This window comes from Halomonas sp. OfavH-34-E (assembly GCF_024124525.1).
GTDB classification, from domain to species: Bacteria; Pseudomonadota; Gammaproteobacteria; order Pseudomonadales; family Halomonadaceae; genus Halomonas; species Halomonas litopenaei.
In genome coordinates this window covers 1-25,316 of the sequence record NZ_JAMXRY010000026.1, presented here as the reverse complement: position 1 = coordinate 25,316, position 25,316 = coordinate 1, and the positions used below count along the sequence as shown (strand labels likewise).

Annotated in this window: 23 protein-coding genes and 1 riboswitch; of the genes, 17 read left to right on the top strand and 6 right to left on the bottom strand. The window is 65.6% G+C overall.

Features of this window, described 5'->3' with window-relative positions; genetic code table 11:
* Positions 1-44: 44 nt before the first annotated feature.
* Positions 45-1,166: a PA0069 family radical SAM protein gene (locus NH448_RS12735; RefSeq protein WP_253028847.1), complete on the bottom strand. Its 1,122-nt coding sequence runs from the start codon at positions 1,164-1,166 to the stop codon at positions 45-47.
* A 179-nt stretch (positions 1,167-1,345) separates the two neighbouring features.
* Positions 1,346-2,914: an arylsulfatase gene (locus tag NH448_RS12730; RefSeq protein ID WP_253028846.1), complete on the bottom strand. Its 1,569-nt coding sequence runs from the start codon at positions 2,912-2,914 to the stop codon at positions 1,346-1,348.
* Positions 2,915-3,543: 629 nt separating this feature from the next.
* Here NH448_RS12730 and gltS point away from each other — a divergent pair.
* The 14 genes from gltS to NH448_RS12660 all read left to right on the top strand — a co-directional run bounded on the left by gltS (position 3,544) and on the right by NH448_RS12660 (position 18,289).
* The gene (gltS, locus tag NH448_RS12725; RefSeq protein ID WP_253028845.1) at positions 3,544-4,752 is read left to right on the top strand and encodes a sodium/glutamate symporter; all 1,209 of its coding nucleotides are present in this window, start codon (positions 3,544-3,546) and stop codon (positions 4,750-4,752) included.
* A 356-nt stretch (positions 4,753-5,108) separates the two neighbouring features.
* Positions 5,109-6,230, top strand: a complete 1,122-nt coding sequence (gene cobT, locus NH448_RS12720; protein WP_275886755.1) for a nicotinate-nucleotide--dimethylbenzimidazole phosphoribosyltransferase — start codon at positions 5,109-5,111, stop codon at positions 6,228-6,230.
* A gap of 58 nt (positions 6,231-6,288) precedes the next feature.
* Complete coding sequence (cbiB, locus tag NH448_RS12715; protein WP_108448886.1) at positions 6,289-7,269, top strand: adenosylcobinamide-phosphate synthase CbiB; 981 nt, start codon at positions 6,289-6,291, stop codon at positions 7,267-7,269.
* Positions 7,266-8,453, top strand: coding sequence for a threonine-phosphate decarboxylase CobD (cobD, locus tag NH448_RS12710; protein WP_253028844.1), 1,188 nt, complete (start codon positions 7,266-7,268; stop codon positions 8,451-8,453). Before cbiB ends, cobD begins: the two co-directional genes overlap by 4 nt.
* Positions 8,450-9,070 carry a bifunctional adenosylcobinamide kinase/adenosylcobinamide-phosphate guanylyltransferase gene (locus tag NH448_RS12705; RefSeq protein WP_253028843.1) on the top strand — a complete coding sequence of 207 codons (621 nt, stop codon included), beginning with the start codon at positions 8,450-8,452 and terminating at the stop codon, positions 9,068-9,070. Before cobD ends, NH448_RS12705 begins: the two co-directional genes overlap by 4 nt.
* A complete protein-coding gene (gene cobS, locus NH448_RS12700; protein ID WP_253028842.1) occupies positions 9,063-9,869 on the top strand; it encodes an adenosylcobinamide-GDP ribazoletransferase in 807 nt (268 codons plus the stop codon). Before NH448_RS12705 ends, cobS begins: the two co-directional genes overlap by 8 nt.
* Positions 9,821-10,459 carry a histidine phosphatase family protein gene (locus NH448_RS12695; protein ID WP_045994588.1) on the top strand — a complete coding sequence of 213 codons (639 nt, stop codon included), beginning with the start codon at positions 9,821-9,823 and terminating at the stop codon, positions 10,457-10,459. The genes cobS and NH448_RS12695 overlap by 49 nt, the downstream gene beginning before the upstream one ends.
* Positions 10,411-10,902, top strand: coding sequence for a bifunctional adenosylcobinamide kinase/adenosylcobinamide-phosphate guanylyltransferase (locus NH448_RS12690; RefSeq protein WP_253028841.1), 492 nt, complete (start codon positions 10,411-10,413; stop codon positions 10,900-10,902). Before NH448_RS12695 ends, NH448_RS12690 begins: the two co-directional genes overlap by 49 nt.
* A 126-nt stretch (positions 10,903-11,028) precedes the next feature.
* Positions 11,029-11,295: riboswitch (cobalamin riboswitch) on the top strand.
* Positions 11,296-11,446: 151 nt separating this feature from the next.
* Positions 11,447-13,366 (top strand): TonB-dependent receptor, encoded by a 1,920-nt coding sequence (locus tag NH448_RS12685; protein WP_253028840.1) that lies wholly within the window; start codon positions 11,447-11,449, stop codon positions 13,364-13,366.
* Complete coding sequence (locus NH448_RS12680; RefSeq protein WP_366078191.1) at positions 13,363-14,280, top strand: cobalamin-binding protein; 918 nt, start codon at positions 13,363-13,365, stop codon at positions 14,278-14,280. Before NH448_RS12685 ends, NH448_RS12680 begins: the two co-directional genes overlap by 4 nt.
* Entirely contained in the window at positions 14,258-15,277 is a 1,020-nt protein-coding gene (locus NH448_RS12675; RefSeq protein ID WP_253028839.1) for an iron ABC transporter permease, read from the top strand. The genes NH448_RS12680 and NH448_RS12675 overlap by 23 nt, the downstream gene beginning before the upstream one ends.
* 8 nt (positions 15,278-15,285) lie before the next feature.
* A complete protein-coding gene (locus tag NH448_RS12670; protein WP_253028838.1) occupies positions 15,286-16,191 on the top strand; it encodes an ABC transporter ATP-binding protein in 906 nt (301 codons plus the stop codon).
* Entirely contained in the window at positions 16,133-16,783 is a 651-nt protein-coding gene (cobO, locus tag NH448_RS12665) for a cob(I)yrinic acid a,c-diamide adenosyltransferase (RefSeq protein WP_253028837.1), read from the top strand. The genes NH448_RS12670 and cobO overlap by 59 nt, the downstream gene beginning before the upstream one ends.
* A 42-nt stretch (positions 16,784-16,825) precedes the next feature.
* Positions 16,826-18,289 carry a cobyric acid synthase gene (locus NH448_RS12660; protein WP_253028836.1) on the top strand — a complete coding sequence of 488 codons (1,464 nt, stop codon included), beginning with the start codon at positions 16,826-16,828 and terminating at the stop codon, positions 18,287-18,289.
* A gap of 128 nt (positions 18,290-18,417) precedes the next feature.
* On the opposite strand, the gene NH448_RS12655 is transcribed toward NH448_RS12660, so the two are convergent.
* Positions 18,418-19,242 (bottom strand): alpha/beta hydrolase, encoded by an 825-nt coding sequence (locus NH448_RS12655; protein WP_253028835.1) that lies wholly within the window; start codon positions 19,240-19,242, stop codon positions 18,418-18,420.
* Positions 19,243-19,419: 177 nt separating this feature from the next.
* Positions 19,420-20,175: a glycerophosphodiester phosphodiesterase family protein gene (locus NH448_RS12650; RefSeq protein ID WP_253028834.1), complete on the bottom strand. Its 756-nt coding sequence runs from the start codon at positions 20,173-20,175 to the stop codon at positions 19,420-19,422.
* Positions 20,176-20,421: 246 nt separating this feature from the next.
* Between NH448_RS12650 and NH448_RS12645 the strand changes: the two genes are divergently transcribed.
* Positions 20,422-21,075, top strand: coding sequence for a hypothetical protein (locus NH448_RS12645; RefSeq protein WP_213229602.1), 654 nt, complete (start codon positions 20,422-20,424; stop codon positions 21,073-21,075).
* Positions 21,076-21,317: 242 nt separating this feature from the next.
* Here the strand turns inward: NH448_RS12645 and azu are convergent, their stop codons facing one another.
* Positions 21,318-21,812, bottom strand: a complete 495-nt coding sequence (azu, locus tag NH448_RS12640; protein WP_222568957.1) for an azurin — start codon at positions 21,810-21,812, stop codon at positions 21,318-21,320.
* A 285-nt stretch (positions 21,813-22,097) separates the two neighbouring features.
* On the opposite strand from azu, the gene NH448_RS12635 reads away from it, so the two are divergent.
* Entirely contained in the window at positions 22,098-23,075 is a 978-nt protein-coding gene (locus NH448_RS12635) for an NADPH:quinone reductase (protein WP_045994597.1), read from the top strand.
* Positions 23,076-23,235: 160 nt separating this feature from the next.
* On the opposite strand, the gene NH448_RS12630 is transcribed toward NH448_RS12635, so the two are convergent.
* Entirely contained in the window at positions 23,236-24,201 is a 966-nt protein-coding gene (locus NH448_RS12630) for a MurR/RpiR family transcriptional regulator (RefSeq protein ID WP_253028833.1), read from the bottom strand.
* Between the two features lie 155 nt (positions 24,202-24,356).
* On the opposite strand from NH448_RS12630, the gene NH448_RS12625 reads away from it, so the two are divergent.
* A partial coding sequence (locus NH448_RS12625) for an aspartate aminotransferase family protein (protein ID WP_253028832.1) occupies positions 24,357-25,316 on the top strand: 960 nt, incomplete at its 3' end.

Genomic DNA, 25,316 nt, shown 5'->3' with positions numbered 1-25,316 from the left:
CGAGGCTTTATCCGAAACGTCGACTAGCGAAGGTTGGACAAGCCTCAGAATAGTGACCCCTGACGGTGGGGCGGCCTGAAGCTCTCGGTATCAAGCTCACTATCAGTATCAAGACCGCTATCAAGGCCGCTATCACTACGTCGTGACAGGCCCAGGCGACGGCAGGCCTTGCGGAAGCGCTGATCGAGCAGTTCGGCGAAGACGCCCTGGCCGCGCATGCGGTGGCCGAAGCGACTGTCGTAGTCCTGGCCGTTGCGGCACTGGCGAATCAGGCTCATGACCTTGGCGGCGCGCTCAGGATAGTGGGCCTCGAGCCACGCCTCGAACAGCGGCGCGACCTCGCGTGGCAGGCGCAGCAGCATCCAGCCGGCGGTGCTGGCGCCGGCGTCCCTGGCGGCCTGGAGCAGACGCTCGAGTTCATGGTCGGTAAGCCCGGGAATCACCGGCGAGACCAGGGTGCCCACCGGTACACCGGCATCGGCAAGCTCGCCGATGACCCTGAGTCGGGCTCGGGGTGAGGCGGTGCGCGGCTCCAGCTGACGCTTGAGTTCGGTGTCCAGGCTGGTGAGGCTGACCATCACCCGCACCAGGCGGCGGCTTGCCAGTTCGCTCAACAGGTCCTTGTCGCGCAGGATCAGCGCGCTCTTGGTCACCAGGGTGACCGGATGACGCCACTCCAGCAGCCGTTCGAGCAGCGCCCTGGTGGTTCGGTGTTCGGCCTCGATGGGCTGGTAGGCGTCGGTGTTGCCGGACAGGTTGATCGGACGGCAGACGTAGCCGGGCTTGCACAATTCCTCGGTGAGGCGTTCCACCAGGCCGGTGCGGGCGATCAGGCGGGTCTCGAAGTCGAGACCGGGTGACAGGTCCCAGTAGGCATGACTGGGCCGCGCGTAGCAGTAGATGCAGCCATGTTCGCAGCCACGGTAGGGGTTGATCGAGCGATCGAAGGGCAGGTCTGGCGAGCGGTTCCACGACAGCGCGCTCTTGGCGCTCTCGGTGGCGGTGACGGTGGCGATGCGATCAGGCGTTGCCTCTTGCCACCAGCCGTCGTCCACCTGTTCGCTACGGGTGAGAGCAAAACGATTGGCGGGATCATAGGTCGCGCCGCGGCCCTTCAAGGGGCCCGCAGCGCTTCTTTGCTGGCCGTCGTCGTGATAGTGATCCATGCCGGCAAGGCTAGTCGAATACTGTCTATATATCCAGCAATGTGATATCTCGAACGAACGCGGAGCAGAGCTAGGGGCTGAATAAGGAGATAAACGGGGGCTGAACAAGAGCTGAACGGGGAGCACAACGGCAAGAGGCCGCCCAAGGGCGGCCTCCTGTCGACTTGCCGGTGGAAGCGTTATTGCTTCGGCGTAAAGGAGCCGGCTTCCTGACGCTGGGGGTATTCCTCGAAGGTGGCCATGAAGTCCGCCACGATCTTGCCTACAGGGGAGAAGGCATACATGCGGCGCAGCTGCCAGTCGTCGTAGTAGGAAGAGTCTTCCGGGGCCATCTCGAACGGATCGGCACGCAGGTCGATCAACAGCGGTGCCTTGAGCTGCGTCTGCTGACGGCGCCAAGCGTCCATGCCCTCGTGCTCCTGGATGCTGAAGTGTGCCTTGTACTGGCCGAAGCGCACGGCACCCAGGGAACCATCATCGACGAAGGCGAAGAAGGTGTCGCGCGGCCACTCGCCGGCGTCCTCGGCGCCGGTCAGGTGGGGCAGCATGTTGTAGCCATCCAGGTGCACGTTGAAGTCCTTGTCACCGGCGGTGTAGCCGTCAAGCAGCTGCTCCTTGATGTCCGGCTCGCCAGCGGCGGCGATCAGGGTCGGGAACATGTCCTCAAGCGAAAGGATCTCGTTGGACACCTGGCCCGGTTCGATCTGACCCGGCCACCTCATCATGAACGGCACCCGAATGCCGCCTTCCCAGGTAGTGGCCTTCTCGCCACGGAAGGGCGAAGTGCCGCCATCCGGCCAGGTGAACTTCTCGGCGCCGTTGTCGGTGGTGTAGATGACGATGGTGTTCTCGTCGGCACCCAGTTCCTCGAGCTTGTCGAGCAGTTGGCCCACCAGGGCGTCGTGCTCGGTCATGCCATCGGCGTAGATGCCAAGTCCGGTGCGGCCTTCACTCTCTTCCTTGAGGTGGGTGAAGATGTGCATGCGGGTGGTGTTGTACCACACGAACCAGGGGGTGTCGGAAGATTCCTGGCGCTCGATGAAGTCCTCGGCGGCGGTCAGGAATTCCTCGTCGATGGTCTCCATACGCTGTTTTGTCAGCGGGCCGGTGTCCTCGATCTGGCCATCCGCGGAAGAGCGAATGACACCACGGGGGCCGAACTGTTCACGGAAGCCAGGATCGGTGGGGTAGTCGGCGTTCTCCGGCTCTTCCTCGGCGTTCAGGTGGTAGAGGTTGCCGAAGAATTCGTCGAAGCCGTGGTTGGTCGGCAGGTACTCGTCGCGATCGCCGAGGTGGTTCTTGCCGAACTGGCCGGTAGCGTAGCCCATCGGCTTGAGGATCTCGGCGATGGTCGGGTCTTCCGGCTGCAGGCCGAGCGGATCGCCGGGCATGCCGATCTTGAGAAGACCGGTACGCTTGGGTGACTGCCCGGTGATGAAGGCCGCGCGCCCAGCGGTACAACTCTGCTGGCCATAGGCGTCGGTGAAGCGGATGCCTTCTTCGGCGATGCTGTCGATGTTGGGCGTGGTGTAGCCCATCATGCCGCTGTTGTAGGCGCTGGTGTTAAACCAGCCGATGTCATCGCCCATGATGACCAGGATGTTGGGCTTGTCTGATGACGCCTCGGAGGAGGTTTCTTCTTCGGTAGCGGACGCTGGCTGAATGCTGGCTGCCAGGCCGACCGCAGCAATCGATGCCGCCACGATGCCCTTCCAGGGCGAAGGTATTGCCGACGAATACACTTTCATGATCGTTCCCTTAAATTAAATGATGTCATTGACATGGCATTGATACAGCGGAGTGATGTGTTGGCCTGCTCTCCTTGCTGGTCGACGTACGGCTTGCTGGTCAGGTCCTGACAGCCGACGCGTGACGGCCGGCGGTATCGTTGTATTTCCTCCGATTCCCGCCCGCTGGGCTGGAGCCAGGGGGAGGGAAGGCCGAGTCTGCTGGCTCAGCTAAAAGTGTGCCTTGATGGGCATGCAAGACAGCATAGTAAACGATCATTGCTTGTGCATGACCAACTTCCCCGAGCCTGCCCAAATGGTTGTCTCATTTGCTTTGCCATCGTCGACTCGACCGTCAGGGTGCCAGTGACCTCGCCCTCTGTGTCGTTGGTCATCGCCCTCTGTGTCATTGGTCGTGGCCCTTGGCACCTTCTCCCTTGGCTGAGTTTGAACCGCTGTTTCTGCCTGGACCCTCCCTCGGGTGGGGCGGACCGCTGAGGACACAAGAGGGAGCAAAAGCTTGCTCCACGACAAATAGGCCCCTCTCATGCCTGAATGTTTGTCCAGTAGTCTAAGGGCGGACACCTGGCGTAGCCGCACCGAGAGTCACCAGGAGGGTGTCCTTCGAGGGCGAAGGAGAGCGAAGGCAGATGAATATAGGCTTGAACGCAGTGGAAACAATGGCGCTGGCGCTGGTCCTGCTGATGGTGGGCATTCAGCTTCGGCGCCGGGTGGAGTGGCTCGAGCGCATGTGCGTACCGACGCCGGTGGTCGGGGGCATCGGCTTCGCCGTGCTGGTATGGCTGCTGCGATCGATGGACGTGCTGACGCTGGACCTGGACACCAGCGTTCAGGATCCGATGATGATCGCCTTCTTCGCCACGGTAGGGCTCGGTGGCAGCCTCTCGGTGCTGGCCAGGGGCGGGCGTTCGCTGGTGATCTTCCTGTTGACCTGCTGGGCCCTGGTGCTGGTGCAGAATGGTATCGGTATCGGCGTCGCCTCGATGATCGGGCTCGACCCCTTGATCGGCCTGATGGCGGGCGGGCCTTCGCTGGAAGGCGGCTTTGGCGGTGCGGCGGCCTTCGGGCCAGAGGCGGAAGCGCTTGGTGCCGACGGCGCCCTGACCGCCGCCATGACGGCGGCCACCTACGGTGTCATCACCGGTAGTCTGCTGGGCGCGCCTCTCGCCCGCTGGTTGATCGAGCGGTTCAAGCTTCGCATCGAGGCCGAGGAGGTCGGCGGGCTTGCCGATCTGCACGAGGAGCACCTGAGCGAAGATGATCAGACGCTGACCCCGCATCGGGTACTGAAGGCCATGGCGGTGGTGGTGCCGGTGATGGTCATCGGCCTGGCCTGCCGCGAATTCATGAAAGAGAAACTCGGCATCGTGCTGCCAAGCTACGTCGGGGCCATGTTCGTGGCCATTGTGCTGCGCAACCTGAACGATCACCTTCGCCTGGTCGAGGTGTCCGAGCGTGCCATCAATCTGATCGGAGAAGTCAGCCTGGCGATCTTCCTGACCATGGCCATGATGAACCTGAAGATCTGGCAGCTGCAGGGCATGGGACTTGGCCTGGCGCTGATCCTGATGATCCAGACGCTGGTGATCATTGCCATCGCGGCGCTGGTGGTCTTTCGTTCGCTCGGCAGCAACTACGACGCCGCCGTACTCTCCGCCGGCTTTATCGGTTTTGGCCTGGGCGCTACGCCCAACGCCTTCGCCAACATGGGCGCCGTCTGCGACCACTATAAGGTGGTATCGAGCAAGGCCTACATCATCGTTCCGCTGTGTGGCGCCGTCTTGATCGACATGGTCTCCGTGCCCGCCATCACCTGGTGTCTCAACGTCTTTGCCTGAGGTCACGCTCGAGCGGTATCACCAGTAGAACCGTTTCATGAATAGATACCGACGCCGTGCCCACCCGGGCGCGGCGTCGGTCGTCCTGTCGAATCATGATGAATGCGGGGGCCTCGAACGGGGCTCGAACGGGGTTTGAATGAGGCAAGGCGACCCGCAGCACGACCCGCAGCACGACCTGCAGCACGACCTGCAGCATAGACGCTCGATCGCGGATCCGTTTCCGAGGGAAGATCGCCTTTCGGTGATCTGCTAAGCTCGGCGGCTTGTTGCCCGCCTGTTTGCGTGTCTGAAGGCTCGGGCGGTCTTTTTCTTATTCGCCGCCCGGGCGGCGTTTGTGCCATCAGGATATCGCCGTGCGTGACCAGTCCTCGTCCTCTACTCCCGCCTCGACGCTTGACTCGACCCTTGAGTCACCCCTTGCTTCAACTCTTTCCTCCAATATTGGCCGCATTCCTTCGCTGGACCTTGAGGCCCGCCGCCTGGCCAGTGCACGTCTCGATAGCCTGACCAAGCCCCCCGGCAGCCTGGGTCGACTCGAGAAGCTCGCTGCGGATCTGGCGGCGATGACCGGAGAGCCGTTACCCCGGGTCGACCCTGCGGCCATCATCGTGTTCGCCGCAGACCACGGGGTGGCGGCGGAAGGCGTGTCGGCCTTTCCGGCCTCGGTCACCGCCCAGATGGTCGCCAACTTCGCCCGCGGGGGCGCCGCCATCAACGTTTTCGCCCGCCAGATCAATGCCCGGCTCGAGGTCGTCGACGTTGGGGTGGCCACGCCCAGCGACCAGGTGCCGGGTGTGGTGCTCGATCGGGTGCGGGCGGGCAGCGGCAATATCGCCTGCGAGGACGCCATGAGTCCCGACGAGGTAAAGGCGGCGCTTGAGGTCGGCATTCGTGCCGTCGAGCGCGCCCGCGCTGCGGGTGCCCGCTGTGTCATCCTGGGAGAGATGGGCATCGCCAACACCACCGCAAGCAGTGCTCTGCTGGCCGCCTTTACCGGCCTTTCCGCCGAGGAGGTGGTGGGGCGTGGCACCGGTATCGACGATGCGCGTCTGGACCACAAGCGCAAGGTCATCGCCAGGGCGCTGGCACGGGGCACTGGCGATACCGCCCTCGATACACTGGCGCGTCTGGGCGGGCTCGAGATCGCCGCCATGGCAGGGGCCTGCCTGGGCGCAGCGACGGGTCGCACGCCGGTGCTGGTGGACGGTTTTATCGCCACGGTAGCGGCCCTTGCGGCGACTCGGCTGGCGCCTGGCGTGCGCGACTACCTGGTGTTTGGCCATCGCAGCGATGAGGCCGGTCACGGTGAGGCGCTGGCCGCACTCGGCGGTGAGCCGCTGTTGTCACTTGGCCTGCGCCTGGGCGAAGGCAGCGGCGCGGCCCTGGCGTATCCGCTGCTCGCCAGTGCCTGCGCCATGCTCAGCGAGATGGCGACATTCGCCGACGCCGGAGTCGAGGGTGGCCCGTCGGCATGAGGCGAGCAGACGTCGTGAGAGTAGATGACGACAGCGCGGCCAGGGGGTGGTGGTTCCCATGACGCTGCCGCCACTGAGCCCCGAGTTGCTGGCGTTGGTGCTCGCCGCCCTGGTGCTGGACCTTTGGCTGGGAGATCCACGCTGGTTGCCGCATCCGGTGGTCGGCATGGGCCGACTGATCGGCGCCCTGGAAGCGCGGCTTAACCGTGGCAGGCCGCAGGCGCGTCGAGCCAAGGGCGTGGTGCTCACGCTGGTGGTGGTGGGGCTTGCATGGACGCTGGCCACTCTGGCGATTGGCCTTGCCGGTGTCGTCTCGCCCTGGCTGGCGCTGGTGGTGGAGGGCTTGCTTTTGTGGACCTGCCTTGCCTGCCGGGGCCTGGTGCAGGCGGCCCGCGCGGTGGCCACACCGCTGGCAAGGGGCGATCTGTATCAGGCGCGGCGCGCGGTCTCGGCCATCGTCGGGCGCGATACCCGGGAGCTCGACGAGGCCGGGGTGAGCCGAGCGTGCGTCGAGAGCGTGGCCGAAAATACCGTCGATGGCATCACCGCACCGCTGTTCTGGGCTCTGCTTGGCGGTGCGCCCCTGGCCTTGGCCTACAAGGCAGCCAATACTCTGGATTCCATGGTCGGCCATCGCAGCGATCGCTACCGCGAGTTCGGCTGGGCCTCGGCTCGCTTCGACGATCTGGTCAACCTGCTGCCGGCTCGGCTGACGGCGCTGGCCATGTGGTGTCTTGCTGCGGTGGTTCCGGGGCTGCGCAGGCGCGGCGCCTGGTCGGCGACGTGCCGGCAGGCACCGGCCCACCCCAGTCCCAACGCCGGCTGGCCGGAGGCCATGGTGGCCAATCTGCTCAGCGTCGAGCTGGGCGGGGTAAACCGCTACGGCGATCAGATCAGCGACCGGGCGCGGCTGGGTACGCCCACCGAGACGTTAAAGGCGCGTCACATCGACGCCGCGATTCGCTGTCTCTACGCCGGTACGGCGGGCGTGCTGACACTGCTGGCCTTGATCATCCTGGTGCTGGAGGCCGTGCGATGACATCGACCCACACTCGGCACCTGAGCGACACAAGCGCGAGCCAGACGCCAACGCAGGGCCAGGGCTCTTGCTGGCCTGATCACGGCGGCCAGGGCGCGACGCTGCTCGACAGACTTGGCCTGTCGTCGGTGACACCGACCATGGATGTGAGCGCGAGCCTCAACCCGCTGGGCCCGCCGGCCTGGCTTGCTGATTGGCTCGCCCGCGCCATGAACGAGGTGCGCCACTATCCTGACCCCGAGCACCGGGACGCCGTGGCGGCCCTGGCGGCGTCTCTGGGGATAGCGCCACCGTCGGTGGTGTTGACCAACGGCGGCGCCGAGGCGATCCACCTGGTGGCCCGGGCCTATCGTCGCACCCGCGCCTTGATCATCGAGCCGACCTTTGGTGAGTACGCCCGGGCATGCCGGCTCAACGATATCGAGATCGAGCGTTTGCAGCTCAGCGGAGATGACTTCCGGCTGGACGTCGAGGCGCTCTCGGCGCGCCTTGCCCCTGTCGATCTGGTGTTTGTGTGTCGCCCCAACAATCCCACCGGCACGCGCCTTCCCAGAAGTGACGTGGAAGCGCTGGTGGCGGCGGCCAGGCGCAGCGACACCCTGGTGGTCATCGACGAAGCCTTCGTCGACTTTGCCGACGATGAAGCCCCGCTCACCGATCTGGTGGAACAGGGCGAGCCGCTGGTGCTGTTGCGCTCGTTGACCAAGTTTTACGCCCTGGCGGGGCTGCGGCTTGGCTATCTGGTGGCGTCCCCGCAGCGCTGTCGTGCGCTGCAACACCATCAGGTGGCCTGGAGCGTCAACGGCCTGGCTGCCGCAGTAGTTCCCGAGCTGCTGGCCGATGGCGACTTTGCGCGTCGCACGCGCGACTGGCTTCACTCCGAGCGTGCCTATCTGACGGCAGGCCTGCGCGATCTGGGCCTGACGGTGGTGGACTCCCAGGCCAATTTCGTGCTGTTCAGGCCGCCGGGCCAGCCGTCGCAGGCCAATGGCGAAGCCTTGTTGTCGTATCTGGCACGTCATGGTTGTCTGGCTCGCCACACCCACACCTTCAACGGGTTGGACGGCGCCTGGATTCGCGTGGCGCTGCAGCGCCGAGCCGACAATGATCGCCTGCTCAGATGGCTTGGCGACTGGCTCGGCGACTGGCTCGGCGACGCCCAGTCTCGTGGAGAGAACCGATGATCGCCTTTGTCAGCGGTGGCGTGCGTTCGGGCAAGAGTCACGTTGCCGAACAGGCGGCACTGGCGCTCCACGCCGACAAGCCCCGGGGGCAGCTCTGGTACCTGGCAACCGCCAGGGCCGAGGAGGGCGAGATGGCCACGCGGGTGGCGCGCCACCAGGCCCGGCGTGACAGCCGCTGGCATACGCTGGAGGCACCGCAGGACCTGTTGGTCGCCTGGCGTCAGGTGAGCACAGGCGACACCGTGCTGCTGGATTGCCTGACGCTGTGGTCGAGTCAGCGCCTGTTTGCCGACGGCCTCGAGCGTGACGACCGGCGCGCTGCGGCGAGAGACGCCTTTAACCAACTAGCAGCGCTGCTCGCGGACGCTCGACGACGTGATATCGCGCTGGTGGTCGTATCCAACGACCTCAACGAGGAATTGCCGCCGAAGGACGCCTTGGTGCGCTGGTACCTGAGCGAGCTCCAGCGTCTGCACCTGCTGTTGGCGCGGTGTGCCGATCGGGTGGTGGAGGTGGTCGCGGGGCAGGCCATCGAGTGGAAGCCGGCGGGGGAACGTCCCGCTGACGTGAGGGCAGGAGCGGGCAACAGGCTGGGTAGAGGAGAACCGAGTGAGTGATCAAAGGCCGCGAGTGCTGCCGGCACTGGCCGGGCTGGGGCTGGCGATCCAGTTTCTGACCCGGATACCGTTGCCGGTGATGATCGACTGGAACGGCGCCAACCGCCGCTGGGCGGCGCGTTGCTACCCGCTGGTGGGGCTCTTGATCGGCGTGCTGCTGGCCGTGGCCGCCGCGCTGACCTCAGCGCTGCCCACGCCGATCCAGGCACTGGTGCTGCTGACGCTGTGGGTGGCGCTGTCCGGTGGGCTGCACCTGGACGGTGTGATGGACCTGGCCGATGCGCTGGGCAGCAATGCGCCGCTCGAGCGCCGCTGGCAGATCATGAAGGACCCGCAGGTCGGCAGTTTTGGCGTGCTGGCGCTGGTGTTCCTGCTGGCCTGGAAGGCGGTCCTGTTGTGGTGGTGGCTCACGACCGACGGGGCTCTGCTGTGGCTGGTCGTGGTACCCGCCCTGGCCAGAGCCAGCGCGGTGGCGCTGCTGATCGGCGTACCCGCTGCTCGGCCCGAGGGACTCGCCCATAGCTGGCAGCAGGGCCTTGGCTGGCGCGACCTGGTGCTTGCCCTGGTTCCTCTTCTGGTGGTGGTTTCCGCGGGACTGCTGCTGGAGCCGGGCGGGACGAACGTAGCCGGGCTGGTGGGGGTTCTGCTCGCCAGCGGGGGCTTTACCTGGGTCTTCGCCCGGGGGATGATCCGAGCCTTTCACGGCATCAACGGCGATATGCTGGGCAGTGCCATCGAGGGAGGAGAACTATGGCTTCTGATGTGTGTCTCGAGCTGGTGGTGGTTCGCCACGGGCTGACCCAGTGGAACCTGGACAAGCGCTACCAGGGCCAGCGCGATATCGAGCTGTTGATGCCCGACGCCCTGGCCGATATGGATCGGCTGCGCCTGGAACTGGAAGGCGAGCGCTTCGACGCCGTGGTGTCGAGCGACCTGACCCGCTGCCGCCAGACCCTGGCCCATATCGCCGAGGGACGTGGCTGGCCGGAGCCTCGCCTGGACCAACGCCTGCGCGAGAACGACTTCGGCGAGTTCGAGGGGCGCAACTGGGAAGAGCTCAAGGACGATCCGGTCTACCGGGAGTGGATCGACAGCGCCGGGGAGCTGGCGCCTCCCGGTGGTGAATCCGCCCAGGACCTGCGTGACCGGCTGGCGCTGGCCCTTGGCGCCATCTTCGATGCCGCCGTCGAGGCAGGCCACCGGCGCGTGCTGGTGGTCACCCACGGCGGGGTGATCCGCGAACTGCGCCGAGAGTTCGAGGGCGTGCCGTTCTGGGAGGGCGTCGTCGGTCAGGCCGCAGGTCGGCGCTGGACACTCATTCGACAGGCAGAGGGCATCACATGCACGTCTTCATCGGCGGTACCGCGTCAGGCAAGCGTCAGCGGGTAGCCGAGCGCTACCCCGAGGCACGTTGGCGCGACGCCGACGAGATGATGAGACGGGTGCCCGGTGCTGGCGCTGGTCCCGCCATCGACGATGGCGACACCCTCGTCATCAGCGGCTGGCTTGCCTGGCTCGAGGCCGAACTTGGGGCCGGACGTGAGAACGAACGTGAAAACGAGTCAGCAAGCGCCGACGATGACCGGCTGGGCCAGCGCTGGCGCCAGGCCTTCACTGGCTGGGCCAGTTCGCCGGGACGGCGCGTGCTGGTGCTTGACGAGGTGGGGCGCGGCATCGTCCCGGTGGACCCGGCCCAGCGCCGTCTGCGTGATCTGATGGGCTGGCTGTCCCAGGACGCAGTGCGCCTGGCAAGCCAGGTACACTACGTTCGCCATGGCCTGACCATGCGACTCGATGGGAAGGATGCTGCCGCAGCGGGCCGAGCGGACTGAGCGAACTGGGCCGGCATGGCCCCCATCGAACAAGCCGAACGGCGCTTTTCGTTGACGCCCGCTGTGCCGATTGCTAGCTTACGCGCACTCTCAGGTGCCCCGAAACGTGCCAGCATGACCATGGCGTCAGTCCTCTGTGACGCAAGACGCCGTGGCCAGAAATAGACACGAGGGGTGAAACGGGAAGTCGGTGCCAATCCGACGCTGCCCCCGCAACGGTGATCGAGTCAAGCGCGCTCACCACGCCACTGTGACAGGGTCCTTGACCCCTGATGCGACCGGACCCTGTGTCCCGCTCAGCCAGTCACGGGAAGGCGAACGCGCCGAACCGTCGAAACGCTTCGATGGTTCATCTCGTCAGCCCGGAGACCGGCCTGAAGAGCCATGCCAAGGGGCGGTGGGGTCCCGACGCGCAGCGCTTGCCTGTCAGTTTGGTGTTCTTGACGCTCCCGGGTGTCCTGTCCAGCGTTCTGTGTCCCCTGTTCGCTCCTCGGCCTTCGAGGGTCTACGCCGTGCGGGTGCGCACGGTGCCAAGGGATACACCATGTCGTCTGCTTTCTTCGCCCCTGCTCGTCTTTCTGTTGCCTGCCGCTCCCGTGGCCTGCGTCTGTGCGTCGGCCTTGCCGCCGCCCCTTGGCTACTGGTGAGCCAGGCCAGCGCCCAGCAGTCCGCTTCCTCCGACGTGACGACCGCCGAGCCGTCCTCCGTCGAACAGGCCTCTATTGAGCCCACCACCGAGCCCGCCACCGAACTCGACCCGTTGGTGGTGTCGGCGACGCTTTCGCCGCGTACCGCCAGTCAGTCGCTGTCCTCGGTCAGCGTCATCGATGAAGAGGCGCTAAGACGCCGCGATCCGGTCAGCATTACCGACGCCCTGCGTGGCCAGCCCGGTGTGGACGTGTCCACCAGCGGTGGCTTCGGCAAGCAGGCGAGCGTCTTTATTCGCGGAACTGACAGCTCCGCTACTGTGATGATGATCGACGGTATCCGCCTGCGCTCGGCCACCACTGGAGCACCTGCCTGGCAGTACCTGGAGCCGCGCATGTTCGAGCGCATCGAGGTGGTCCGCGGGCCTCGTGGTGCGCTCTACGGTGCCGACGCGGTGGGCGGGGTGGTTCAGCTGTTCACCGACAAGCCCGATGAACAGGGACCGACGCCCAGCGTGCAGCTCGGTACCGGCTCCTTCAATACCCAGCGGGCCTCGGCCAGTCTGTCGGGCCGCGAGGGCGGCACCTCCTACCAGTTCAGCGCCACCCGCCTGGACAGCGACGGCACCGAGGTTCGCGATGGCGGCGAGGACAAGGCCTACGACAACACTTCGGGTCTGGTGAGCCTGTCTCACACCTTCGACAACGGCGCCAACCTCGGACTGCTGGGACTACGTGCCCGTGGCAACAACGAATACGAAGGTGGTGACTCCGACTATGTGCAGCAGGTGGCCGGTGTCTACGCCGAGATGCCGGTGACCGATATCTGGTCGTCGCGTCTTACCCTGAGCGAGGCCCGCGATGAGCTGGAGTCGCATTCTGAATCCTTTGGCACTTCGGTGATCGATACCGAGACGCGTACCGCGCGCTGGGACAATACCCTGCTGCTGGGCGCCCACGAGCTGATCGCCGGCGCCGAGTATCAGGAAGACAAGGTCGATGGCACCACCGAGTACCAAGAGACCAGTCGCGACAATGTGGCGGTGTTCGCCCAGGCGTTGATGGACTTTGAGCCATTCTCGATGCAGGCGGGCCTGCGCCACGACGACAACGAGGCGTTCGGCGATGAGGTCACCGGCCACCTGGCACTGGGCTACGCCTTCGACGATCAGCACACCCTGCGTGCTAGCTACGGCACCGCCTTCCGTGCCCCGACCTTCAACGACCTATATCTTCCAGAGTTCTTCAATTACAGCAATAGCGACCTTGACGCCGAAGAGTCCGAAACCTGGGAGCTCGGCCTGCGCGGCCAGTACCAGCGAATGTTCTGGGATCTGGCGCTCTACCAGACCAACGTCGATGATCTGATCGCATCGGGGGACGACGGTCTGGTCAACGTGGATGAGGCTCGAATTCGTGGGGTGGAGCTTGCCACCGGGCTCGAGCTCGACCAGTGGACCCTGGCCGCCAGCGTCGCCTATACCGACCCGGAAGACCGCGACACGGGCAAGCAATTGAGAAGGCGCGCTTCCCAGACCCTGCGCCTGGACGCCGATCGTCAGCTGGGTGACTGGAATCTGGGGGCCTCCTTCGTCGCCCAGGACCACCGCTACAATGACGTCGACAACGACGAGCGTCTGGCCGGCTACGGCACCTTGGACCTGCGCGCCGGCTGGGCCTTTGCGCCGGACTGGAAGGCCAACCTGACGCTCGAGAACGTCTTCGATCGCGAGTACGTGACCGCGAGCAATGGCACACTCTGGGACTACGAAAACCCGGGACGTGCCGCCTACCTGAGCGTCGGCTTCAACCTGTGATCATCTGCCGCTCGCTTGTCTCGGCCAGCGCTGGCCTGGTGCTGTCGGCGCTGGCCAGTGCCGCCATGGCGTCCTCTTCGCCCGGCGGGTACGAGGACATCTGCGTGGTTGATGACACCGAGCGGGAGCTATGCCTGTCGGCGCCGGCAGAGCGTATCGTGGCGCTGTCGCCCAGCGTCACCGAGATGCTGTTCGCGGCAGGGGCCGGCGAGCGGGTGGTGGGGGTAGTCAGCTTCAGCGACTATCCCGAGGCCGCGCGCTCGCTGCCCCAGGTGGGCAGCTACGATAGACTCGACCTCGAGTCGTTACTGGCGCTTGACTCCGACCTGGTGGTGGCCTGGGCCGGCGGTAATCCTGGCCAGCAGGTCGAACGCCTGGATGAACTCGGCCTGCCGGTGTTCCGCTCGGACGCCGCCAACTTCGAGCAGATCGCCACGACGCTTGAGCGGTTCGGCCGCCTGGCCGGTTCGGCGGATACCGGCGACACCGCGGCCCGGGAGCTGCGAGAATCGGTAGCGGCCCTCGGCGAACGCTACGTTGACGCAGCACCGGTCGAGGTCTTCTATCAGGTATGGGAGCAGCCGCTGATGACCGTCAACGGTGAGCACTGGATCAGTCGGGCGCTGTCACTTTGTGGCGGCGTCAATCTATTCGCCGACGAGGCGCCGCTGGTGCCTCGACTGTCGCGGGAGGCGGTGCTGGCCGCGGACCCGGAAGTCATCATCACCGGTGGCATGGGCAAGGCGGACTCCACCTGGCTCGATGCCTGGCGCCAGTGGCCGCAGATGACCGCCGTGGCCCGCGACAACCTCTATTTCATCAACCCCGATCTGGTGCAGCGGGCGACGCCGCGCCTGGTCGAGGGCACCCGAGCCCTGTGCCAACATCTGGATGCTGCCCGTGAACGCCGCTGACTCCAGCGCTACCTTTCGGCCCACCCGGCGAGGTCGTCCGCTGGGCCTGCTGGCGCTGCTCGGTGTGGTGTCGGTGGTGCTGGCCGTGTCGGTGGGCAGCGTCGCGCTGTCACCGATGGAGCTGTGGCTGACGCTGACCGGGCAGGGCAGCCCCCTCCACCAGACCTTGGTGTGGGAGCTGCGCCTGCCCCGTGCGCTGGCCGCCTTCGGTACCGGTGCCTTGCTGGCCCTGGCCGGCGCCCTGATGCAGGTATTGCTGCGCAATCCGCTGGCCGACCCCTATGTGCTCGGGCTCTCCGGCGGGGCCTCGGTGGCGGCGCTGTGTGCCATGCTGGCTGGCCTTGGCGCGGCGCTGGTCTCGGCCTCGGCCTTTGCCGGCGCGCTGGTGTCGATCCTGGTGGTATTTGGCCTGGCCCATGGCAGCGGCAGCTGGTCACCGGCACGCCTGCTGCTGACCGGGGTCGTCATGGCCTCCGGCTGGGGCGCGATCATCACCTTCCTGCTGGCGGTCAGCCCGGTGGAGGAGCTGCCGGGCATGCTCTACTGGCTGATGGGCGATATGGCCTATGCCCGCAGTCCCTGGCCGGTACTGGTGATCGCCGCGCTGTCGGCGCTGGTGCTGGTGCCGCTGGGGCGGACCCTCAACGTGCTTGCCCGCGGCGGCCAGCAGGCGCTGGCGCTGGGCGTGGCGGTGCGTCCGCTGGAATGGGGGCTGTATCTGGCGGCGAGCCTGGCCACCGCCACCGCGGTGACCACCGCCGGATCGGTGGGGTTCGTCGGCCTGATGGTGCCGCATATGCTGCGCCTTCGCCTGGGTGCCGACCAGCGCCTGATCCTGCCGGCCTCGTTGCTGGCCGGTGGCTGCCTGCTGACCCTGGCCGATACCCTGGCGCGGACCCTGATCGCCCCCCAGCAGTTGCCGGTAGGGGTGATCACCGCGCTGATCGGGGTGCCGAGTTTTCTCTACCTGCTGCATCGCAGCCACGGCAAGGGATAGGGGCGCTCATGGCTGTCAGACCCGCATCCACCGACCAGGCGCTGCCATCCTGTTCGCTGTCCTGCGAAGCGCTGGTGATCGACGTGCCCGGCAGGGCGGATGGTCAGCCGCTGTCCTTTTCCATCGAGCCCGGCAGTCGCTGGGGCATCCTCGGGCCCAACGGCGCCGGCAAGAGCACGCTCCTGCATACCCTGGCCGGATTAAGGGCGCCGCGCCATGGGCGCTTGACGCTTGATGGCCAGCCGCTGACCGACTGGCGACGGCGCGCCGTCGCCCAGCGACTGGGCGTGGTGTTCCAGGAGCGCCATGACGAGTTTCCGGCCAGCGTGCTGGAGACCGCGCTGATCGGCCGCCATCCCTTCCTCCGGGCCTGGCAGAACGAAAGCGAGGACGACGTCCAGCGCGCCCTGGGCGCGCTTGAACGCCTCGATATCGCTCATCTGGCCCACAGGCCGCTGGCGACCCTGTCCGGCGGTGAACGTCAGCGGGTCAGCCTGGCCACGGTACTGACCCAGGCGCCGCAGATCTGGCTGGTGGACGAACCCACCAACCACCTCGACCTGCATCATCAGGTGGCCACCATGGCGCTGCTCGACGAACAGGCAAGCCAAGGGGCCGCCGTGGTGATGTGTCTGCACGATCTCAATCTGGCGGCGCGCTGGTGCGACCATCTGCTGCTTTTGTATCCCGACGGCGCGGCCTGCTGGGGGCCACGCGACGATATGCTGGTGACGTCGGCCCTCGAGCGGCTCTACGACCAGCCGTTGAGCGTCGCCGAGGTCGATGGCGCCGCCGTCTTCATGCCGCGGGTGGCTTCGTCGCTCAATTCGCCGCGCCCCATCAAGGAAGTTTCCCATGACGCACACGTCCCCTACGACGCCGTCCCCCACGACACAGACTCCGAAGAACGTTGATCCCGAGCGCCACGCCCGGCGCATGGCCGCCAAGCAGCGGATCATGGCCGAGCGCATCGCCAGTGCCGACAAGGAGCAGGGCGTACTGCTGGTATTGACCGGCCCTGGCAAGGGCAAGAGTTCATCCGGCTTCGGCATGCTGGCCCGTGCACTTGGCCACGACATGAAGGTGGGCGTGGTGCAGTTCATCAAGGGTGCCTTCTCCACCGGGGAGGAGGCCTTCTATCGCCGCCAGCCGGGGGTAGCGTTCCACGTCATGGGCGAGGGCTACACCTGGGACACCCAGGACAGGGAGCGCGATGTCGCCGCCGCCGAAGCCGCCTGGGACAAGGCCCGCGAGTTGCTTCAGGATCCCGATATCGCGCTGGTACTGCTCGATGAGCTGAACATCGCCCTGCGCTACGGTTATCTGGATCTCGACCGGGTACTGGACGACCTGCAGGTCAGGCCGGCGATGCAGCATGTGGTGGTGACCGGGCGCCACGCGCCCCAGGCGCTGATCGAACTGGCCGATACGGTCACCGAGATGAAGGTGGTCAAGCACGCCTTCAAGGATCAAGGGATCAAGGCCCAGAAGGGTATCGAGCTTTGATCGAATCCCCAGAAGGGTATCGAGCTGTAAGGGAGCGCTAGTATGGCAACGCTGATGATCCAGGGCACCACCTCGGATGCCGGCAAGTCCACGGTGGTCGCCGGTCTGTGCCGGGCACTGTCGCGGCGCGGGTTCAGCGTTGCCCCGTTCAAGCCCCAGAACATGGCGCTGAACAGTGCCGTCACCGTGGATGGCGGCGAGATCGGTCGCTCCACCGCGCTGCAGGCCCAGGCTGCCCGCGTAGCGCCGCACAGCGACATGAACCCTGTGCTGTTGAAGCCCGAAAGCGACAAGGGCGCCCAGGTCATCCTGGCCGGTCGCGTCCACGGCAGCATGGCCGCGTTGGACTACCACGCTTACAAGACCACCGCCCGACAGACGGTGATGGACTGCCATCGCCGGCTGTCCGAGCGCTTCGACGTCATCATCGCCGAAGGGGCGGGCAGCCCTGCGGAGGTCAATCTACGCGAAGGTGACATCGCCAACATGGGCTTCGCCGAGGCGGTGGACTGTCCGGTACTGCTGGTCGGAGATATCGACAGAGGCGGCGTCTTTGCCCAGCTATGCGGTACCCTGGCGCTGGTCAGCGCGTCCGAAAACGCGCGGATCAAGGGTTTCGTGATCAACCGCTTTCGCGGCGATATCGGGCTGCTGGAACCGGGGCTTGAGTGGCTGGCCGAGCGCGAGGCGAGGCCGGTGCTCGGTGTGCTTCCCTATCTGCAGGGGCTGTGGCTCGACGCCGAGGACAGCCTGTCGCTGGAGCAGCGGCTTGATCACGCGGGGGGTGACATGCTCAAGGTGGTGGTGCCGGCCCTACCGCGGATCAGCAACCACACCGACCTCGATCCACTACGCCTGCACCCCCGCGTCAGCCTGAGCCTTGTCGGCCCCGACCAGCCGATGCCCGATGCCGACGTCATCCTGTTGCCGGGCAGCAAGAACACCCGGGCGGATCTGGCCTGGCTGCGCAGCCAAGGGTGGGATGAGCGTATCCGGCGTCATCTGCGTTACGGCGGGCGGGTGCTGGGTGTCTGCGGCGGTTTTCAGATGCTGGGGGAATGGATCGACGATCCTGACGGCATCGAGGGCGAGCCCGGCGGCGTCGAAGGGCTCGGGTGGCTTGCCATGTCTACTACCATGCGCCCCGACAAGCGCCTTAAACGCGTCAGCGGGCGCATCGACACCGCCGACGGCTGCTGCAGCATCCACGGCTACGAGATTCATCAGGGCGTCAGCCGGGGCGAGGCGCTTTCGCGGCCATTAATGCGTCTGGAAGGACGAGACGAGGGTGCCGTCAGCCAGGATGGCCAGATCATGGGTACCTATCTGCACGGGCTGTTCGACGGCCCCGACGCCTGCGAAGCATTGCTCGCCCGCCTCGGGCTTCCGCCCGAGGACACCCGCCGGGTAGACCTCGACGCCCACCGCGAACGTCAACTCGACCGCCTGGCCGACACCATCGAGCAGCATCTGGATATGGAGAAGGTTCTGCGCCTGATCGGTTGAGGAAGATGGTCCGATATCGGCGCGCATCTGAGGCAACCAAGTCTCTGCGCTCGAAGAAGTGACGGCGTATGCCATTTGAGCGCAATGTCTTTGTCAATTGCCCGTTCGATGAGGCGTACTATTATCCGCTATTGCGTCCCTTGCTCTTCACCATCATCTACGTTGATTTGCTCACTCAGCAGGCTCGTGATGTAGTCAAGGACTCTGTCAGGCTGCTCGCGATGGGGCACGTGGCCACATCCCTCCAGCAACACCATTCGTGACGGCCCTTGAGGTAGTTGCGCGTAGCGTTCGGGCTGCTCTGGCGAGCCGTATTCGTCCTGGTCACCGTGCAGCGCCAGTACAGGACACCGGACCCGTCTGAGGGTGTCATCCAGGGCCCAGCCCCGAAAGTCGGGGTCCAGCCAGGTCTCTACCCAGGCGTCGAGCACCCAGCGGGCCTTGTCCCCATGGTACTTCTTCAGGCGCTCGATCTGGCCGGGCAGGGCGAACGTATCGCGGGCCTGTCGGATGCCCGAAAGCGTGCGTTCTTCCACAAAGGCCTGGGCCGCCAGGGTAATCAGCGCCTGGCAATCGTCGTAGTGGGCAGCGATACCGGCAGCCATGCAGCCGCCCACGCTATGGCCCAGAACAACGAAACCCTCGAGCTTTAACGCACGATGAAGCGCGGCAAAGCCCTGGTGCGCTTCGTCGGCGATAAAGGTGTGGGTCAGTCGGTCTGGGTGGCGCGTGGATTGGCCGAAGCCCAGTCGATCGTAAGCGATCACTTCGCGGCCGGTGGTCTGGCACAGGGCTTCGGGAAAATCCCGCCATAGCTCAACGCAGCCCAGCGAGTCATGCAGCAACACGATGGGCGCGCCCTGGGTATCAGGCTCGGGACGCCATCGACGAACAAACAGCGATTGCCGGTCTGTGTCGTGAAGTGACACCTGAAGGTCAGATACCTGGGGCATGAAGTGGCTCGCTGGCAGCAACATATCAAGCTCACTCTAGCGAGTGGCCGCTGGCCTGCCAAGCAAGCGCTAGGTTTGGACAGGTTGCTTTCAGGACGGGTCGCTTTTAGGACAGGTCGCTTTTTAATACAGGGCCATGCCAGTGCCAGAGCCGCTTCAAGGATACGCCTTGGCAAGTTACGTACTGTCGGCAAAGCGTTCGGGGTCATCGGAAATGACGGTGGTCACGCCCCATTTCCAGTACTTGGCGAAGGCCACCGGATCATTGGCGGTATAGCACAGCAGCGGTGTGCCGCTCTGGGTGACTTCCCGAGCCCGCTCTTCCTTCAGCTTCTTCCAGTCGCAGTGCAGACTGTAGGCCTGCACCGCTTCCATGTCGTGCCGCCAGTTCTTGCCGATCTTGTCGACCAGCACCCCAAGGGCGAGCTGGTCGGGCGTGGCGATGCTGCGCGCGTGATCGAGGGCCGCCGGGCTGAAGGAAGACACCAGTCGACGTTCGAACGGCAGCGCTTCCAGCAGACGCGGGATCACCGATTCGGCCAATGCTTCGGGGTCGCGTCCCCGGGTCACCTTGAGTTCCAGGTTGACCGCCATACCGCGTCGATCGATCAGATTGAGCATGTCGTCGAGTGTCGCCATGCGCTCACCGCGAAAGCGCTCGGCGTACCAGGCGCCGACGTCGTATTCCCTGGCCTGTTCCAGACGCAACTTGCTCAACTTGCCGCGCCCGTTGGAGCAGCGCCGCATGCCGGGGTCGTGCCAGATCACCGGGGTGCCATCACCCAGCAATTGCACATCGAGCTCGACCCAGGTGATACCGGCTTCCCAGGCAAGCTGGACGGCACTCAGGGTATTTTCCGGTGCATGGGCCGACAGGCCGCGATGCGCCATCAGGCGGGGCAGGTCGATAAGGGGCGTGCGAGATGTCGTCATGGGCTCTCCTTGGCTTGGCGTCACAACATGGCACCGGCTTTCGTCATCATCGGACATGACCGTCCTGCTAGCCAGAGGCTGCACGCCTCCATGTTGGGCCACAAAGATGACCGAACGGCGACGACATGAACACCCCATCTGTCGCAGCGGTACGCCGAGGGCGGTGTCGCTGCCTGGAATATGCTAGTCTCGCCGGTTTCGACAAGTGGGTCAGCGCCGGTCGGCGCCAGCAATTAGAGGTCAGTGATGAAGGTCGTCAAAATCAACGAGCCCCAGCAGCGGGAAGCCTGCCTGGCACGCCTGTGTGCGGAAGCCTACGGTCATCAGGCGGGTATCGCCCCCCTAGTCACCTTCGCCGGCGTCATCGGGGTGCTGTTCAAGCAGGAAGCCGCCCGGCTTCTCGCTCTGGTGGACGATCAGTCCCGTCCCATCGCGCTGGCCCTGCTGGTCAGCGACGAAGCCGGTACCAGTATGAATGTGGCCCAGTTGACGTCGCTGGATCCTGACGCCGAAAGTGCGGTCGACGGCGGCAACAAGACCAGCGCGGAAAGCGAGAGCCAGGGCGAGGCGCAAAAGCCGGCCGGCAAGGGCAAGCTGAATCCCGCCCTTCGCCTGGTGGCGGAACTGGCGCTGCGGGCGCCGCTGCGGGTGGACGTGGTCAGCGATGCCCAGAAGGCCGAGTTTAGCGCCGCCGGTATCCAGCGCTGGATCAAGGGCCCGGGCGAGCTGCAGATCGGTCTGGGGCCAAAGCATACGGCCACCAGCCTCGACAATCTGCCGCGTACCCTGACCGTGGACGAAGCCTCCGTGGTGGCCAACTTCAAGCAGGACAAGGCGTTGTTCGAAGATTACAAGAACCGCTTCGTCAGAGGCCTGGAGTCCTTCCCGCGGACGTTGTGATCAGCGACGGAAGGGCACCTGTTGGGTCCTTCCCGCGGACGCTATGAACTAGTAGAAGTGGTAGCAACAACGAAGCCCCGGCCCTTACCTCTTTTGGAGGCGAGGGCCGGGGCTTCGTCGTTGGGCAAAGGGTCGGCGCTTGCCGGGCCGAGGTGGTTGTTGATCCGCTCGCGGGCAGCAAGAACGGAGGTGGCCCGGGTCACGCCGTCAGGGATCGATGCCCGTCGATCCGTATAGGTTGCTCAGCCCTCGCTGGTGAGGCTGAACGATCCCTTCATCATCGAGGAGTGGCCGGGGAAGGAGCAGAAGAAGGTCAGATCCTGGTCGGCGAGTCCTTCGGTGTCGAAGGTGATGCTGGTGGATTCGCCGCCGCCGATGATGTCGGTGGCGGCCAGGATGCGGTCATCCTCCGGCAGGTAGTTGCTGTCGAGTCCCGCCTGCATGCCGGCGGAGGCGATCTCCTGATAGGCGTCGGTAGGGGCCAGCACCCAGTTGTGTCCCATCACGTCTTTCGCCATGGAGCCCGAGTGGGTCAACGTCAGACTGACGGTCTCGCAGCTGGCGGGTACGCTCAGCTCGCTCTTGTCGTACTGCATCTGGTCAGTGGAATCGATGGTCAGCCGGCACTCTTCGGCGACGTTGTCCGCGGCGCCGTCATCCGCTACCGCCATGGCAGAGAACAGCGGCACGGCGGTGATCGCGAGGATGGAGGCGGAGGAAAGCAGGGCATGTTTCATGACAGCGTCCTTTTCATTGCTGGATAGGGTGGGTGCAGGGTTTGCCACGACCGTTCACGGCGTTCAGCAAAGGGAAGCGCGGTGCACCACACAAGATGTATCCATGTTTATATATGAACTGTATACAGTTGGTGAGTCTCGTAGACATCAATGGAGCTGTCAAGCGCCGACAGTGATCCCGTGGCCACGGCTGTGCCGACGGCAAATCCAGTTTGGACTTGACCGAGGTCGAGCAGAGCGCTTGACTGGGCGTACATACCCGTTAGCAGCGTAAGGAAGCCTTTCATGGCCAAGCGGATTCAATTCGCACGCACCGGCGATTCCGAGGTGCTGGAACTCGTCGATACACCGGCGGCCGAGCCGGGCCCCGGCGAGGTACGCGTCGCCAATGAGGCGGTGGGCCTCAACTTCATCGATATCTACTTCCGCACCGGTCTGTATCCGGCGCCGTCCCTGCCGTCGGGCCTGGGAACCGAAGGCGCTGGCGTGGTCGACGCCGTGGGCGAGGGGGTCGATCATCTGCAGGTAGGCGACCGCGTGGCCTACGCCCAGGGGCCCCTGGGCGCCTACGCTGAACTGCACACCCTGCCGGCGGACAAGGTAGTGGCGCTGCCCGAGGGGATCAGTTGCGAGACCGCAGCGGGGGCCATGCTCAAGGGGCTGACGGTGCAGTACCTGCTGCGTCAGACCTACCCGCTGCAGGGTGGCGAGACCATCCTGTTCCACGCCGCCGCCGGTGGGGTGGGGTCGATTGCCTGTCAGTGGGCCAAGGCCCTGGGCGTCAAGCTGATCGGCACGGTCAGCTCCGTCGAGAAGGCAGAGCTTGCCAAGCGCAACGGCGCCTGGGCGACCATCGACTACACCAAGGAAGACGTGGTCGAAAGGGTGCGCGAGCTGACCGGCGGCGAGATGGTCGACGTGGTCTACGACAGCGTCGGCAAGGACACCTGGGAGACCTCGCTGGACTGCCTGAAGCCGCGCGGCCTGATGGTCAGCTTCGGCAACGCCTCCGGACCGGTCGAGGGGGTCAACATCGGCATCCTCAACCAGAAGGGCGCGCTCTACGTCACTCGGCCGAGCCTCAACGGCTACGCCGACAGCCCGGAGCGGCTGCAGGACATGGCCGACGAGCTGTTCGACATGATCGAGAGCGGCAAGGTAAAGATCGACGTGGCCCAGCGCTTCGCCCTGGCGGAGGCCGGCAAGGCCCAGGACGCCTTGGCGTCACGCAAGACCACCGGGTCTACCGTGCTGCTGCCCTGAGCGATCGATCGCCGATCCCTATCTTCTTGATCGAACTTGTCCTCCGGACAGAGCGGGCCCGCCAAGTTGGCGGGCCCGCTTGCATTTCAGGGAGGCGTCGGCCTGACGGCGGAGTGGCTTGCGTACCGGCTGCCCTGCTCGCCGTCGGTTCTGCTTGGCGCTACAGCGACGCCCCCAGCTCGCGAATCATCTTCTCGCGCCGCTTGAGGGCGGCCAGTCCCTCGTCGCCCAGGCGATCGGCCACCTCGGTCAGCAGGCCCTGGGCCAGCAGGAAGAAGGCGCCCATGGCGTTGGAGAAGAACAGGCTGTCGGTAGGCACCAGGAAACGGTATTCGGCGACCCGGGCAAGCGGAGACGACTCGCTGTCGGTCAGGGCGACCACCCGAATCCCCGCCCGCGCCGCCACCCGTGCGGTTTCCAGCACGCTGGTGGTGTAGGGAAAGCAGCTGATCACCACTAGCAGGTCCCCTTCATCCAGTTGCGCCAGGGCGTCGGCCACCCCCTGGTGTCCCGCATCCAGCTCCCCGGTATCGGCACGCAGCATGCCAAGCCCATAGGCCATGAACTGCGCCAGCGACGCAAACTGGCGTTGCCCGTGGACCCTGACCCGACGGGCGAGGGCCAGCAGCTCGACCACCCGGTCGTAGTCATCGGCGTCGAGTCGCTCGAGCAGGCCGGCGAAGTTGGCGCTCTCCTGGCGTCCGAGCCGGGCCAACCGGGCGACACCCTGACCCTGGTCGCGATCGGTCGACAGCCTCGAGGCCAGGTCGCTGTAGAAGTGCTCGCCGCCGTCGGCCAGATCCCGCCGAAACACCGCCTGCAGCTCGCCGAAGCCGTCGAAGCCCAGGCGCTGGGCCAGCCGGGTCAAGGTCGAGGGGTTCACCTCGAGCCGCCCGGCCAGCTCGCTGATCGAGGCCACCGCACTCGCCTGCGGCGACTCCAGCAGCGCCATCAGCACCCGCAACGATCGTTTGCCCAGGCGAACGTCGCCGTCACCGGCCTGGATCTGCGCCGCCAGTTCCTTCAGGTCGCCGAGGGTGCTCGATTCGCCGAGGCGAACAGGGCGGTGCCGAGCGCTCCGCTCGGTCGGTGGCTTGGTGGCGGGCTTCGAGTCGCGAGAGGGCATGGCGTCTCCTTGAATGACGAGCGGGCCAGTGTGCCAGCTTGGCGGGCGTCTGTCCGGTGAGGCGTAGACACGATTTGCATATATGCATTGTGTAAAAATAGAATGCATTTAATATTTGCATTTATGCGATGTCGTATCTACCCGCTGGAGGTTCCATGAGCCGCGTCTTTCACCGCCACCTCAAGGCGTCCTATCCCACCGCGGTGGCAGGCGATGGGCCCTATCTGATCGATGCCGCAGGCAAGCGCTACCTCGATGCCTGTGGCGGCGCGGCGGTGTCCTGCCTGGGGCATAGCGATCCCGAGGTGCAGGCCGCGATCAGCGAACAGGTCAAGCGCATGGCCTACGCCCATTCAAGCTTCTTTACCTCGGAGCCGATGGAGGCGCTGGCCGACTTTCTGGTCGATCGCGCGCCCCAGGGCATCGGCAGCGTCTACTTCGTCTCCGGCGGTTCCGAAGCGGTGGAAGCGGCGCTGAAGATGGCGCGCCAGTACTTTCTCGAGATCGGCCAGACAGAGCGCACCCAGGTCATCGCCCGGCGCCAGAGCTACCACGGCAATACTCTTGGGGCGCTGGCCACCGGCGGAAACGCCTGGCGTCGGCGTCCCTTCGAACCGCTGTTGGCCGACACCACCCACGTCAGCCCCTGTTACGCCTATCGCGGCCAGCGCGCGGACGAAAGCGCCGAAGCCTACGGCGAGCGACTCGCGGTGGAACTCGAGGACACCATCGAGCGGCTGGGGCCACGCCGGGTCATGGCCTTCGTCGCCGAGCCGGTGGTGGGGGCGACCCTTGGCGCGGTGCCGGCGGTGCCCGGATACTTTCGGCGGGTGCGCGAGATCTGCGATCGTCACGGTATCCTGCTGATTCTCGATGAGGTGATGTGCGGCATGGGGCGCACCGGTCGCCTGTTTGCCTGCGAGCAGGAAGGCGTCAGCCCCGACCTTCTGACCGTGGCCAAGGGCCTGGGCGGTGGCTACCAGCCCATCGGCGCCACCCTGGCCAGTGCGCGTATCCGCGACACCATTGCCGAGGGCACCGGCTTCTTCCAGCATGGCCACACCTATATCGGCCACGCCACCGCCTGCGCCGCGGCGCTGGCGGTGCAGCGCGCG

Coding starts and splice junctions, on each gene's coding strand:
- NH448_RS12735 (WP_253028847.1), bottom strand. CDS start 1,166: ATGGATCACTATCACGACGACGGCCAGCAAAGAAGCGCTGCGGGCCCC.
- NH448_RS12730 (WP_253028846.1), bottom strand. CDS start 2,914: ATGAAAGTGTATTCGTCGGCAATACCTTCGCCCTGGAAGGGCATCGTG.
- gltS (WP_253028845.1), top strand. CDS start 3,544: ATGAATATAGGCTTGAACGCAGTGGAAACAATGGCGCTGGCGCTGGTC.
- cbiB (WP_108448886.1), top strand. CDS start 6,289: ATGACGCTGCCGCCACTGAGCCCCGAGTTGCTGGCGTTGGTGCTCGCC.
- cobD (WP_253028844.1), top strand. CDS start 7,266: ATGACATCGACCCACACTCGGCACCTGAGCGACACAAGCGCGAGCCAG.
- NH448_RS12705 (WP_253028843.1), top strand. CDS start 8,450: ATGATCGCCTTTGTCAGCGGTGGCGTGCGTTCGGGCAAGAGTCACGTT.
- NH448_RS12695 (WP_045994588.1), top strand. CDS start 9,821: ATGGCTTCTGATGTGTGTCTCGAGCTGGTGGTGGTTCGCCACGGGCTG.
- NH448_RS12690 (WP_253028841.1), top strand. CDS start 10,411: ATGCACGTCTTCATCGGCGGTACCGCGTCAGGCAAGCGTCAGCGGGTA.
- NH448_RS12685 (WP_253028840.1), top strand. CDS start 11,447: ATGTCGTCTGCTTTCTTCGCCCCTGCTCGTCTTTCTGTTGCCTGCCGC.
- NH448_RS12675 (WP_253028839.1), top strand. CDS start 14,258: ATGCTGCCCGTGAACGCCGCTGACTCCAGCGCTACCTTTCGGCCCACC.
- NH448_RS12670 (WP_253028838.1), top strand. CDS start 15,286: ATGGCTGTCAGACCCGCATCCACCGACCAGGCGCTGCCATCCTGTTCG.
- cobO (WP_253028837.1), top strand. CDS start 16,133: ATGACGCACACGTCCCCTACGACGCCGTCCCCCACGACACAGACTCCG.
- NH448_RS12660 (WP_253028836.1), top strand. CDS start 16,826: ATGGCAACGCTGATGATCCAGGGCACCACCTCGGATGCCGGCAAGTCC.
- NH448_RS12655 (WP_253028835.1), bottom strand. CDS start 19,242: ATGCCCCAGGTATCTGACCTTCAGGTGTCACTTCACGACACAGACCGG.
- NH448_RS12650 (WP_253028834.1), bottom strand. CDS start 20,175: ATGACGACATCTCGCACGCCCCTTATCGACCTGCCCCGCCTGATGGCG.
- NH448_RS12645 (WP_213229602.1), top strand. CDS start 20,422: ATGAAGGTCGTCAAAATCAACGAGCCCCAGCAGCGGGAAGCCTGCCTG.
- azu (WP_222568957.1), bottom strand. CDS start 21,812: ATGAAACATGCCCTGCTTTCCTCCGCCTCCATCCTCGCGATCACCGCC.
- NH448_RS12635 (WP_045994597.1), top strand. CDS start 22,098: ATGGCCAAGCGGATTCAATTCGCACGCACCGGCGATTCCGAGGTGCTG.
- NH448_RS12630 (WP_253028833.1), bottom strand. CDS start 24,201: ATGCCCTCTCGCGACTCGAAGCCCGCCACCAAGCCACCGACCGAGCGG.